The sequence below is a fragment of the Paracoccus everestensis genome (assembly GCF_021491915.1).
Lineage (GTDB): Bacteria > Pseudomonadota > Alphaproteobacteria > Rhodobacterales > Rhodobacteraceae > Paracoccus > Paracoccus everestensis.
In genome coordinates, this window is record NZ_CP090836.1 from 2,698,361 (window position 1) to 2,711,292 (window position 12,932).

Here is a 12,932-nt window from a genome sequence, read left to right on the forward strand (position 1 = left end):
ACAGGGGGTTAACGAAAGTTAACTGGCCGGGAAGCCTAGTAACCCCGCTGCCGGTCCACAAGATGCAGGACCGGCCGGCCTGCCATGGCGCGGCGCAGATTTTCGACCGCGACGGGGGCGGCGGTTTCCACGCGGGTTTCGGCGGCGATATGGGGGGTGACGGTCACGCGGGGATGGGACCAGAAGGGATGGCGGGGGGCCAGCGGCTCGGCGCGGAACACATCCAGCACCGCATGGCCCAGATGGCCCTTGTCCAAGGCCGCCAGCAGCGCGTCGTCATCCAGCACCGTGCCGCGTCCGGGATTGATCAGCCAGGCATCCTTGGGCAGCAGGGCAAGCTGGCCGGCATCCAGCAGGCCGCGGGTGTGCGGTGTATCGGGCAAAAGGGTGATCAGGATCTCGGCCTGCGACAAGGCCTGATCCAGGCCGTCGGAACGGAAGACCCGCACCCCCGGCACCGCGCGGCCCGAGGCGCTGAACCCAGCCAGCCGAAAGCCGATGCCGCCCAGCATCGCCGCCACGCTGCGGCCAAGCTCTCCCATCCCCAGGATGGTCACCTGACGGGCATCGGCCAGGGGCGGGGTCAGGTCGTTGCGCCAAACGCCATCCTGGGCATAGGCGTCCATGCGAAGATGCGCGCGCATCGCCCAGCCGGTGCAATACTCCGCCATGCCCCGCGCCAGCCCGGGATCGACCATCCTTGCCAGGGGCTGGGTCAGCGTGGGGTTTGTCACGATGCGTTCGACCCCGGCCCACAGGCTTTGCACCAGACGCGCGTTCACGAAGGGCGACAAATCGCCGACCGGACCACCCGGCGCAAAGATGATCGCATCGATGCTGGCGGGATCGGCCTCGCGCACCAGGTCCATCTCGGGGGCAAGCCGGGTCAGGACGGTCGCCCAGTCGGGCCACAGCGAATCGGGGGCGGCGAACAGGACGCGCATCATCGCGGCCTGTGAACATGGGCGGCCTGAACCAGCCCGAAGCCCAGCATCAGGATCATCAAGGATGTCCCGCCATAGCTGACCAGCGGCAAGGGCGATCCCTTGGCGGGCAGCATCCCCATCACGGTCGCCATGTTGATCGCGAAATACAGAAAGAACGTTCCGCTGATGCCCACGGTGATCAGGGCCGCGAAACGATCGCGGTTGGTCAGCGCGGAATACAGGCAAAAGCCGATGATCAGGGTGTAGAGGCCCAACAGGGACATGGCCCCTACGAAGCCGAATTCCTCGGCCAGGACGGTGAAGATGAAATCGGTGTGCTTTTCGGGCAGGAAGTTCAGCCGCGATTGCGTGCCCTGCATGAAGCCCCGCCCCGACCAGCCGCCCGATCCCAGGGCGATCTGGCTTTGGATGATGTTGTATCCCGCGCCCAAAGGGTCGGCGGTCGGGTCCAGAAAGGTGTCGATGCGCCGGAACTGATAATCCTTGAGCAACTGCCAGTCCGTGCCGCGGCTTTTCAGCACGGTCACCACCAGCCCCACGGCGGCAGCGATCACGGCGGCGAAATACCACAAGGACACGCCTGCCGCGAACATCAGGATGCCGCCGCCTGCCACCAGCATGATCGAGGTGCCCAGGTCGGGCTGGATCAGCACCAGCGCCGTCGGGGCCAGGATCAGGACCACCGGGATCAGCACCCACAAGGGCCGTGAAACCCGGTGGGGGGCCAGCCAGTCGTAATAGGCCGCCAGCAGCAGCACGAGCGAGATCTTCATCAGCTCGGACGGTTGCAGGCGGATCGGGCCGATGTCAATCCAGCGTTGCGCGCCCATGCCGATTTCGCCCACCAGTTCCACCGCGACCAGAAGCAGGAAGCAGCAGACATAGGCGGGGATGGAAATGCCGCGCCAGAACCACATCGGCACAAAGGCCAGGGCGATCATGATCACCATGCCTGCGGCAAAGCGATACATCTGCGGCTCGGCCCAGGTGTCCACCCTGCCCCCGGCGACCGAAACCAGCATCAGGAACCCGATCGAGGCCACGGCGGCGATCAGGAAGACCAGCGGCCAGTTCAGATACAGGATCTTGCGGATGCCGGTCGGTGTCTGGGCGACGGAATAGTCAAGATAGGACATGACGATCAGGCCCGCGTCAGCCGGGGCGCATCCGGCGTGAACAGGTGCATGGCGTTGTGGCGTTCTTCCATCGCATCGCGCTGATCGCCGGGCACGGCGTCCAGCGGCGGCAACCCGTCCGCCAGGGCGAACAGCATGATGTCGCGCGCGACCGGCGCGGCCACCGCCGATCCGCCGCCGCCATGTTCGACAACCACCGACGCCGCATAGCGCGGCGCGTCGAACGGCGCGTAACAGACGAACAGCGCGTGGTCGCGCCGATTCCAAGGCAGTTGGTCGTTCGACACCACCCCGCGCGCGCGTTCGGCGGCAGTGATGTTGCGAACCTGGCTGGTGCCGGTCTTGCCCGCCATGCGCCAGTCCTCGCGGGTGATGCGCATCCGCCGGGCGGTGCCGCTTTCGGAATTCATCACCGCGTCCATTCCCATCCGCGCGATGCGCAGGAACCCCGGATCCAACCCCAGGTCCGGAAAATCGGGGACCGGCTGCGCCACCCCGTCGATAGCGCGCACCAGCCGGGGCCGAACCTCGCGCCCTGTCGCGATGCGCGCGGTCATCACCGCCAGTTGCAGCGGCGAGGCCAGGACATAGCCCTGGCCGATCGAGGCGTTCAGGCTGTCGCCCACCTGCCAGGTCTGGCCATATCGCGCCTGTTTCCAGGCCCGGTCCGGCGCGATGCCTTCGGCCACGGCGGACATGGGCAAATCGTGGCGCTGGCCCAGCCCCAGCCTGCGGGCCATGGCGGCGATCCGGTCGATGCCGACCTTTTGGGCCAGTTCGTAATAATAAACGTCGCAACTGTGCGACAGGCTGGTCACCGCATCGACGCTGCCATGACCGCCCCGGCGCCAGCAATGAAAGCGCCGCCCGCCGACCTCGGTATGGCCGGGGCAGTAAAAGCGCGTTCCGGCATTGATCACGCCCGATTCTAGCCCTGCCAGCAGCGTGACCATCTTGAAGGTCGATCCCGGCGGATAAACGCCCTGCACCGTCTTGTCGGCTAGGGGACGGTGGTCGTGGTTCATCAGCGCCTTGTAATCGGGCGACGAGATTCCCCGCACGAACTTGTTGGGATCGAAACTGGGCGACGAACAGATCGTCAGGATGTCACCCGTCTGCACGTCGATCACGACGGCAGCCGCGCTTTCCTGCCCCAAGCGTTGGGCGGCATAATTCTGCAACCGCGCGTCCAGGGACATCTGGACGGTGGCGCCCTGATCGCCCTCCTGGCGCGACAGCTGGCGCATCTCGCGGCCGGCGCTGTTCACCTCGACCCGGCGCTGACCGGCTTTGCCGCGCAGGTGATCCTCCAGCCGGGCCTCGAAGCCGACCTTGCCCAACTGGAACTCGGGCAGCATCAGGACGGGATCGGGGTCTTCGATCTTGGACAGGTCGTAATCGGACACAGGCCCGACATAGCCCAGTACATGGGCCATGTCGCCCGCGCGGGGATAAACGCGCGACAGGCCCGATTCCGGTGTGATTCCGGCCAGAGAAGGCGCGTTGACGGCGATGGAACCGAACTGCTCCCAGGTCAGCCGGTCCGCCAGGACGATGGGCGTGACCGCGCTGCGCTTGGAAAATTCTTCCAGAAGCTCGGCCATGCGGTCGTCGCTGATGGGGATCAGCCGGGCCAGCCGGCGCAGGACGGGTTCCACATCGCCGCCTGCTTCCTCTCGGGTCAGGGTGACACGGTAATTCTGCTCGTTGCCCGCGATGACGATGCCGTTGCGGTCATGGATCAGGCCGCGCGCGGGCACCAGCAGGCGGATCTTGATGGAATTGCCGTCGGCCAGCATCCGGTATTGCTCGGCCTGCTCGACCTGCATCGAGCGCAGCTTCAAGGCCAGCGTCGTCACCACGCCCAGCTGGATGCCCCCCAGCAACAGCCCCCGGCGGCCGATGCCCCCACCTGTTTCGCCCGTCTGGCGCGGCGTTCTGGTCATCGGGCGAACCTCATCTGCTCGGCCAAGGCGGGTGTGGTGCGGCGCAGCCCGAACACGATCCGCGCGGCCAGGACGACCAGCGGATAGGCGGCGACCGTGGCAATGAAATGCAGGATCACCTGACCCAGGGCCGGAACCGGCATCATGAACAGCACCTGTATGATACGATAAGCCAGCATCATCATGCCCATCAGGATGGCTGTGCGCAGCCATTCAACCATGAATGGCGCATCGCGCCAACGGGCTTCACGCAAGCGTGCAGCCTCGGATCCGGCCAAGACGATGGCGGCCCAAAGGCCAAGGGGCTGGAACAGGATGATGCCCTGGAGGACAAAGACCAGGGCGATCACCGGTGCGGCCAACTGGTCGGGGCGGCGCAGCACCCAGGCCAGCACAAGGCACAGTTCCAGATCCGCGCCCGGCCAGCGGGTCGCCCCCGCCGACAAGGGCAGCAGCCGCAGGAACAGCAGCACCGCCATGGCCGCGCAGAACAGGACCGTGCCGATCAGCATCTGCCGGTTCATCATTCGGTGCCCGTCGCCAAAGGATCCGAGGCCACCGCCGCCTCGACCGGCGAGGCGGGCATCTGCGGGCCGATCAGGCCCCGGTCGCCGGGCGCGATCACCGCGCCGCTGTCGACCACGGTTTCAGCCGGATGGGACCGCAGCACGCGCAGGAATTCCAGCCGTCCGTAATCGGCGGCCAGCCGCAGCCGGATCCGCCCGTCGCTGCCCTGGACCGCCTGCCCTGCCAGCAGCCCCGGCGGGAACACGCCCCCGTCGCCCGAGGTGACGACCCGGTCGCCGGGGCGCACATTGTCCGGCATCTCGATGAAATCCAGGAACGGCAACGGCGTGTTGTCCCCGGTCAGCAGCGCCTTTTCACCCGAAGGCTGGACAGATACCGGAATGCGCGACGACGGGTCGGTCAGCAGCACCACGCGGCTGGTCCGCTTGCCCACGCCGGAAATCCGGCCAACCAGCCCCAGCCCGTCCATCGTGGCCCAGCCTTCGACGATGCCGTCATCCGTGCCCACGTTCAGCAGGACCGACTGCCGAAAGGCCGACCCGCTGTCCACCATCACCCTGCCCGTGACACTGGTCAGGGCCGGGTCGATGCGGACATTGTTCAGCGCCATCAGCTTGGAATTTTCCTGTTCCAGCTGGACGGCGGCTTCCTTCCAGGCCTGCATCTTCTGCAATTCGCGGCGCAGTTCCTGGTTCTGTTCATAGATCCGGGCATAGGACTGGAACCCGCCGATCATCTGGCTGGCTTTCGTCACGGGGGCCATGGCCCAGCCGAAACCCGGCACCACCCGGTCGACGATGGCGATGCGCATCGCCTCGGCCCGGGGACTGTCGATGCGCCAGAACAGGAACAGCGCGACCAGCACAAGGGTCATCAGCGCGATCAGCACGCGCCGCACCGGTGTGGTGAAGTCTGGACCCTTGCGTGCCATTCAGGCGACCCCTGCCCGGCCGCGCCGCTCAGCTGTCGTAGTCGATGACGTGGCGCAGCTGCTTTTCGTATTCAAGCGCCTTGCCGGTGCCAAGCGCCACGCAGTTCATCGGCTGGTCGGCCAAGGTGATCGACAGGCCGGTCTGCTCGCGCAGCGCCAGATCCAGATCGCCCAGCATCGCCCCGCCGCCGGTCAGGATCACGCCGCGGTCCACGATGTCGGCGGCAAGGTCCGGAGGCGTCGCTTCCAGGGCGACCATCACGGCCTCGCAGATGGCCTGCATGGGTTCGGCCAGGGCCTCGGCGACCATGGCCTGGCTGATCTCGATTTCCTTGGGAATGCCGTTCAGCAGGTCGCGGCCGCGCACCATGATGGTGGCGCCGCGCCCGTCGTCGGGCATCCGCGCCGTGCCAATGCTGGTCTTGACGCGCTCGGCTGTGGATTCGCCGATCAGCATATTCTGGTTGCGGCGAAGATAGTTGATGATCGCCTCGTCCATGCGATCCCCGCCGATGCGGACGGACCGGGCATAAACCACATCGCCCAGCGACAGGACCGCCACCTCGGTCGTGCCGCCGCCGATATCGACGACCATGGACCCAGTGGGTTCGGTGATAGGCATCCCCGCGCCAATGGCGGCGGCGATGGGTTCGGCAATCAATCCCGCGCGACGCGCGCCGGCCGACAGGACCGACTGGCGGATGGCGCGCTTTTCAACAGGGGTCGCGCCGTGGGGAACGCAGACGATGACCTTGGGCTTGGAAAAGGACGTGCGCTTGAACACCTTCTTGATGAAATGCTTGATCATCTGCTCGGCGCTGTCGAAGTCGGCGATGACGCCTTCGCGCATGGGCCGGATCGCCTCGATGGAACCCGGCGTGCGGCCCAGCATCAGTTTCGCATCCTCGCCCACCGCCAGGACCTGCCGCTTGCCGTCCTTGACGTGATAGGCCACGACCGAGGGCTCGTTCAGGATGATGCCTTTGCCCTTGACATAGATCAGCGTGTTCGCCGTCCCCAGGTCGATTGCGATGTCGGTCGAAAACAACCCGCCGAATGCCATGCCCGTATCCTTTCGCGCCGGTTTTTCCGGCCTTAGCCCGTTTCTGTCGCCCCATGAGCATCGCCGCCGGCCGGAATCGCCAGCCTGACTGCGATGCCTCGTATAAAAGGGTTGACCCCGCCACGAAAGCCCCGATCCTTTCACAACCGTCGGGGCAGCACATCCCGGCCGGCTCTGCCGGGACCAAGGATCAAGCCTTTGACGACAAGCCAGATTATGGGCATTTGCCGGTTCGCGTTCCTTGGCCGGGGGGATTGGGTGGGGATGCGCGGCCCCGATGCGCATGATCCAAGGTTGCTGGACGAACAGGCGGAATGGCTGTTCGGGTCCGATCGCATAGCGCGGCGGTTCCTGACGCTGGAACGGATTTGCCTGGCATCGATCGCGGCGCAGACCGACCGGGATTTCCGTTTCCTGGTGGTCACGTCGGCCCGGTTGCCGCCTTCCTGGCTGGACCGGCTGAGGGCGCTTTGCGCCAAGGTCCCCCAGGCGGAACTGGTCGTGACCCGGGAAACCGAACTGGGCGCCGTGCTGCGCCCGATCCTGATGCGGTCGGCTGCGGATACCGGCCGCCCGGCGCTGCAATTCCGGCTGGACGACGACGATGCGGTATCGCCCGGCTTTGTCGCCGCCCTGCGCCGGATCGAAGGCGGCGCAGGGGGCCTGCCCGCCTGCGCCGTCAGCTTTCCGCGCGGCATCAGCGCGATGTGCTATGCGGGTGCCCCGCCCAGCTTCTGGAAAACCTGGCGCCCTTTCACCGGCGCGGCCCTGGCGGTCCGGTTCGAGGATCCGGGCCAATCCATCTTTGCCCACAACCATTTCGACCTGCCCCGGCGGATGCTGTCGATCACCGATCCGGGGATCGCGGGCCATTTCGTCACCCGCTGGGACGATGCCGATTCCGCCCGGCGCGGATTCCCGGGCATCCCCTGGGGATACGAGCCGCTTCTGCCCGAGGAGTTCCGCGAGGCAGTGGAGACGGATTTTCCGTTCCTCACAGGGATCGAATGGGGGCAATTGGCCCGCACCATGGCCTGAGGCCAGCAACCCGACAGGACGGCCTCAAAGCACCTAGCAAGGTCGCCCCCTTCGGGAAAGGCAGACCTGCGCAAGGAGCGGGCTTCCTTGTCCCGCCCCCTCGCGATCAGTGCGAATACATGCTGATTTCCTTGCCGTCGCGCCCTGCCCGCGTGCGCCGCACGATCAGGTGGTTCAGCGCGCCGACATAGGCTTTCACCGATGCCAGGATCGTATCGGTGTCAGAGGCCTGGCCGTTCACGATGCGGCCCTCCTCCTCCATCCGCACGGATACGGTTGCCTGCGCGTCCGTTCCCTCGGTCACGGCATGGACCTGATACAGCTTCAGCGTAGCGCTGTGCGGAAAGATCTGCTTGACTGCGTTGAAGCAGGCATCGACCGGGCCGTCGCCGGTGGCGTGGACGGTCTGTTCCGTGCCATCCACGATCATCGTCAGGTCGGCGGACTGCCCGTCGCTGCCGCAGACAACACGCAGATGTTTCACTTGCAGGAAATCGTCGCCGGTATTGGCCGAGGCATCCTGGACCAGGGCCACGATATCCTCGTCGTAAACCTCTTTCTTGCGGTCGGCGAGCGCCTTGAACCGCACGAAGATGTCCTTCAACTGGTTGTCGCCAACATCGTATCCCAGGTCGGACAGCTTGGCGCGCAGGGCCGCGCGGCCGGAATGCTTGCCCATGGCGATGTTGGTTTCATTCAGGCCGATATCGGCCGGGCGCATGATCTCGAAGGTTTCGACATTCTTCAGCACGCCGTCCTGGTGGATGCCGGATTCGTGCAGGAACGCGTTCTTGCCGACAATGGCCTTGTTGAACTGGACCGGGAAACCGCTGACCTGGGCCACGCGGCGGGAAATGCCGATGATCTTCGTCGTGTCGATGCCTGTGGTAAAGGGCATGATGTCGTGGCGCACCTTCAGCGCCATCACGACCTCCTCCAGCGCGGTATTTCCCGCGCGTTCGCCAAGGCCGTTGATGGTGCATTCGATCTGGCGCGCACCCGCCTCGACCGCGGCCAGGCTGTTGGCGGTCGCCATGCCTAGGTCGTTGTGACAATGGGTGGCGAAGATCACGTCATCAGCGCCCGGCACGCGTTCCAGCAGCATTCGGATCAGGTCGGCCGATTCGCGGGGCGCAGTATAGCCCACCGTGTCGGGGATGTTGATCGTGGTGGCGCCCGCCTTGATGGCGATTTCCACCACGCGGCACAGGTAATCGTGTTCGGTGCGCGTGGCGTCCATGGGCGACCATTGCACGTTGTCGCACAGGTTGCGGGCGTGCGTCACGGTCTGCTCGATCCGTTCGGCCATCTGGTCCATGTCCAGGTTCGGAATGGCCCGGTGCAGGGGCGAGGTGCCGATGAAGGTGTGGATGCGCGGGCGGCGGGCGTGACGCACGGCCTCCCAGCAGCGGTCGATATCGGGCAGTTGCGCGCGGGCCAGGCCGCAGATGACGGCATTCCTGGACTGCTTCGCGATCTCGCTGACAGCGGCGAAATCGCCTTCCGAGGCGATGGGGAAGCCCGCCTCGATGATGTCCACGCCCATCTCGTCCAGCATCTGGGCGATTTCCAGCTTTTCCTCGTGGGACATGGTGGCGCCGGGCGACTGTTCGCCGTCGCGGAGCGTGGTGTCGAAGATGACGACGCGGTTCTTGTCGGTCATGGGTTCTGCTTTCTTGCGGGGTCTGTCACGGGATGACCGGGCACTTCCTGGCTGAGCGGCGGCCCGGAGACCCGCTCAGCGCAGCGTAAGAAGCAGCAGACCGCGGAGGTTCACGACCACGCGCGCGCCAAAGGGCGCGGTCGGGGCGGCGGGAATGTCCAGCATCCGGGTCATGGCGCGGACTATGCCGCGTGAGGGGGCAAATGAAAAGCGGAAATCATGCCGCGCCCTGGCCCATGTCCAGATCGTCGATCAGTCGCCGCAGCCGGTCCCGGTCCGGTGCGGGCAGGCACTCCATCCCGCGCGCGCAAGCGATGCGCCATTGCGCCGCGGCGGCCTGGCGCGCACCGTCGGGGCCGATGCGGGCCAGGGCGTCCAGGGCCTTGATGACGCGGGTCAGCACGTCGATCTGGCCCGCCGCGTCCCGTGCGATCAGGCGGAAGGCGTCGTCGTAAAGGTCATCATGGCGCAGCGGCGGGACGCGCAGGCGGGGATAGTCGGCCTTGTGCAGTTCCGCCTTGTGCCAGCCTTCGGACCACAGCGTCAGCAGGCGCACCTGCCGGCCGATTACGTCGATGGCGGTGCCGGGGTCGTTCACGGCCAGGGACAGGGCGCGCAGCGCGACCTCGGACAGGGTGATGATGCCAAAGCGCGGATCCTGGTCAAAGGATCGCGCCCTGGAAATCGTGAAGGCGCGGCGGATATCGGCGGCCAGATCCTCGGCAAGGGGCTGGCCTTGGATCACGGCCAGGGGGGTGCCATGGTAAAGGAAGGTGCCGGGCAGAACCCGGATGTCCAGCCGCAAATCGCGGTCGTCGCACAGCTTCGACAGGGCTGCGGTGTCGATGAATTCGACATAGCCCACCTTGTCCGACAGGATCGCGGGCGCAATCGGCGCGTCGTCGGGCAGCGGATGCCCACCCAGGAAAGGCAGGTCCAGCCGCGCCTGCATGGACTTGCGGGTCGCGTCCTCAAGCCGGTCGATGGTGTCGCCCACCCGGCCCAGCTTGGTCAACTGGTGGATCCAGCGCAGCAGCGCCAGCACGATCAGGATGATGACTAGAACCGTCACCACGAACAACAGCGCCCTGCCCTGCGGGCCATAGACGCTGACCCGCAGCGTCACCAGTCCCACGATGCTGAACAGGAACGACCCGATGAATGTCGCCAGCACCGACTGGATGAATTCGTCCTCGGTCAGCAGGCGCGTCGCGCGGGGGGTCGCGTTCGACGTGGCCGAGCCATAGGCCCCCGTCAACGCCATGACCGAGAAGGTCGTGACCGCCAGCATGGACGAGGCGATGACGTTCAGCAGGCTGTCGATGGCCTCGGCGCTGATGTCGATGGGCAGCGGCCAGGGCAAGAACGCCGCCAGCGTGGCGGCAATGGCGGCGAAAAAGCCCAGCACCGCATAGAGCGAGACGCGGATCCACAATGTCCGGCGCAGCCGCGACAGGATCCACCGCAGCCGCGACATGCTATGGGGTCCACCGCACCCGCGTCAGGTCGTTGGCCTGCGTGGGGGCGTTTTCCCACAGGCCCTGGATCCGGGCATCGGCCACGCCGGTCTTGGCAAGCTGGAACAGGAAGGCGTTGACGTAATCGCCCGCGATCATCTCCTGTGCCTGCTGGTACAGGTCGCTGCGCTGCTGGGGCGTGACTGCCGCTTGCAACTGGTCCATCAGCGCCACGAATTCGGGCTTGGCGTAATGGAAGTAGTAGTCGGGTCGGGCATAGATATCGATGTCCAGGGGTTCGGTATGGCTGATGACGGTCAGGTCGAAATCGCCGCCCTTGAAGACGGTTTCCAGCCACTGCGCCCATTCCATGTTGGTGATCTGGGTCTGGATGCCCACGGCAGCCAGTTGCGCCTGCACGATCTCTCCGCCGCGCCGGGCATAAGGGGTGGGCGGCAGGGCCAGGCGCAGGGTGATGGGACCGGCGGCAGCCTCGGCCAGCAGGGCCTTGGCCTTTTCGGGATCATGGGCAGACAGCCCGGTCAGATCGACGTAATCCGGGTGGTGCGGCGCGAAATGGCTGCCGATGGGGGTGCCGTAACCGAACATCGCCCCGTTGATGATGTCGGGGCGGTTGATTGCGCGGGCAATGGCCTGGCGCACCCGGATGTTGTCCAGGGGCGCGCGGGCGTTGTTCATGGCCAGGATCGTCTCGCCCTCGGTCGTGCCGACGATCACCTGGAACCGGGGGTCGGCCTGCAACTGCGGCAGCGTCTCGGGCGCGGGGAAGTTCGGAAAGGCATCCACATCGCCCGCCATCATCGCCGCGAAGGCGGCCGTGGGATCGGGGATGAAGCGGAAGGACGCGGTGCGCAGCGCGGGCTTGTCGCCCCAATAGCCGTCGAAGGCAGACAGCACGATCCGGTCGCCCTGCACCCATTGGTCAAGGCGGAACGGCCCGGTGCCTATGGGCGCTGTGGCAAGACCGGCGGCGCTGGCCGGATCCAGCATAACCGCATCGCCCCAGGCCATCTTGAAGGGGAAATTGCCGTCCGGCCCCGTCAGCGTGACGCGGACGGTCAGGGGGTCCACGGCCTCGACGGTTTCAATTCCCTCAAACAGCACCTTCTGGGCATTGGTCGAATCCGCCGCCCGCGCGCGGTCCAGCGTGAACACCACGTCGCTGGCGTCAAACGTTGCGCCGTCGTGAAAACTTACGCCGTCATGCAGGTGAAAGACATACACGCGGCCGTCTTCCTGAACATCCCAGCGTTCGGCCAAGGCAGGCTCAACGGTGCCGTTCGGTCCAAAGCGGGTCAGGCCCTCGAAGAGATTGGCATAGACCACCTCGTCCGTCGCCGCCGCCGCCCCGCCGGTCGGATCCAGGTTGGGGGGTTCCAGCACCATTCCCAGGGTGATCGCATCCTGCGCGGCGGCCGGCAGCGCCAGCGCGATCAGAGCGGCCAAGGATCTTGCGGCATGGATCACGGGCGTTCCCTTCAGGCACGTTTCGGCATCAGTTGCTGCGCGGGACCGGCCAGCAGCAGCCAAAGCGAGGTCACGACCAGCCCCCAGTTGGCCCAGCTGTCGGGGTGGAAATCGACCCATGCCGCGCGCGCGGCAAAGACGCACCACAGCACCGCCACGGGCAGGGAAATGGCCCGCCAGCGTTCGGTGCGGACCGGGTGGATGAACTTGATGGGCAGGAACATTCCCACTGTCAGCGCGACAACGATCAGCAGGATCACCGTCCAGTGCGGATCGGTCGCGAACAGGACCAGCACCACCATGTTCCAGCAGCCCGGAAAGCCGGAAAAGGAATTGTCCTTGGTCTTCATGCGGCTGTCGGCCCAATAGATCACGCTGCCATAGATGATGGCGATGATTGCGAACCAGCCGGTCCAGCCAGACAGCAGGCCTGACTTGAACAAAGCATAGGCCGGAATGAACGCATAGGTCAGATAGTCGATGATCAGATCCATCAAGACGCCGTCGTAATTGGGCGAATGGATCTTGACGTCGTATCGACGCGCCAGCGGACCATCGATGCCATCGACCACCAGGGCCACGACCAGCCACAGGAACATCAGGGACCATTTCCCCTCGACCGCGGCCAGCATGGCCAGCATCGACAGGACCGCGCCCGTGGCGGTCAGCAGGTGGACGGACAGGGCTTTGTGCTGCGACTTCATGACGGGGTTTTGGCAGCTTGGCGGCGATCAC

Annotated in this window: 11 protein-coding genes; 1 reads left to right on the forward strand and 10 read right to left on the reverse strand. The window is 65.9% G+C overall.

Annotated features, from left to right (window positions below):
- Positions 1-35: 35 nt before the first annotated feature.
- Genes LZ585_RS13475 through LZ585_RS13500 form a run of 6 tightly spaced genes read right to left on the reverse strand, consistent with a single transcriptional unit; the run spans position 36 to position 6,551 of the window.
- Positions 36-947: a 2-hydroxyacid dehydrogenase gene (locus tag LZ585_RS13475; protein WP_315857612.1), complete on the reverse strand. Its 912-nt coding sequence runs from the start codon at positions 945-947 to the stop codon at positions 36-38.
- Entirely contained in the window at positions 944-2,083 is a 1,140-nt protein-coding gene (gene rodA, locus LZ585_RS13480) for a rod shape-determining protein RodA (protein WP_234854044.1), read from the reverse strand. The genes LZ585_RS13475 and rodA overlap by 4 nt, the downstream gene beginning before the upstream one ends.
- Positions 2,084-2,088: 5 nt before the next feature.
- On the reverse strand, positions 2,089-4,029 hold the full coding sequence (gene mrdA / locus LZ585_RS13485) for a penicillin-binding protein 2 (RefSeq protein ID WP_234854045.1): 1,941 nt from the start codon (positions 4,027-4,029) through the stop codon (positions 2,089-2,091).
- Positions 4,026-4,556: a rod shape-determining protein MreD gene (locus LZ585_RS13490; protein ID WP_234854046.1), complete on the reverse strand. Its 531-nt coding sequence runs from the start codon at positions 4,554-4,556 to the stop codon at positions 4,026-4,028. The genes mrdA and LZ585_RS13490 overlap by 4 nt, the downstream gene beginning before the upstream one ends.
- A complete protein-coding gene (gene mreC / locus LZ585_RS13495; protein WP_234854047.1) occupies positions 4,553-5,488 on the reverse strand; it encodes a rod shape-determining protein MreC in 936 nt (311 codons plus the stop codon). Before mreC ends, LZ585_RS13490 begins: the two co-directional genes overlap by 4 nt.
- A gap of 28 nt (positions 5,489-5,516) precedes the next feature.
- A complete protein-coding gene (locus LZ585_RS13500) occupies positions 5,517-6,551 on the reverse strand; it encodes a rod shape-determining protein (RefSeq protein WP_234854048.1) in 1,035 nt (344 codons plus the stop codon).
- A gap of 216 nt (positions 6,552-6,767) precedes the next feature.
- Between LZ585_RS13500 and LZ585_RS13505 the strand changes: the two genes are divergently transcribed.
- On the forward strand, positions 6,768-7,589 hold the full coding sequence (locus tag LZ585_RS13505) for a glycosyltransferase (protein ID WP_234854049.1): 822 nt from the start codon (positions 6,768-6,770) through the stop codon (positions 7,587-7,589).
- A gap of 106 nt (positions 7,590-7,695) precedes the next feature.
- On the opposite strand, the gene LZ585_RS13510 is transcribed toward LZ585_RS13505, so the two are convergent.
- The 4 genes from LZ585_RS13510 to LZ585_RS13525 form a co-directional block, all read right to left on the reverse strand.
- The gene (locus LZ585_RS13510; protein WP_234854050.1) at positions 7,696-9,252 is read right to left on the reverse strand and encodes a 2-isopropylmalate synthase; all 1,557 of its coding nucleotides are present in this window, start codon (positions 9,250-9,252) and stop codon (positions 7,696-7,698) included.
- 217 nt (positions 9,253-9,469) lie between these two features.
- Positions 9,470-10,729, reverse strand: coding sequence for a DUF2254 domain-containing protein (locus LZ585_RS13515; RefSeq protein WP_234854051.1), 1,260 nt, complete (start codon positions 10,727-10,729; stop codon positions 9,470-9,472).
- A gap of 1 nt (position 10,730) precedes the next feature.
- Positions 10,731-12,197, reverse strand: a complete 1,467-nt coding sequence (locus LZ585_RS13520) for an ABC transporter substrate-binding protein (protein ID WP_234854052.1) — start codon at positions 12,195-12,197, stop codon at positions 10,731-10,733.
- Between the two features lie 11 nt (positions 12,198-12,208).
- Positions 12,209-12,901: a CDP-alcohol phosphatidyltransferase family protein gene (locus LZ585_RS13525; RefSeq protein ID WP_234854053.1), complete on the reverse strand. Its 693-nt coding sequence runs from the start codon at positions 12,899-12,901 to the stop codon at positions 12,209-12,211.
- Between the last annotated feature and the right edge of the window lie 31 nt (positions 12,902-12,932).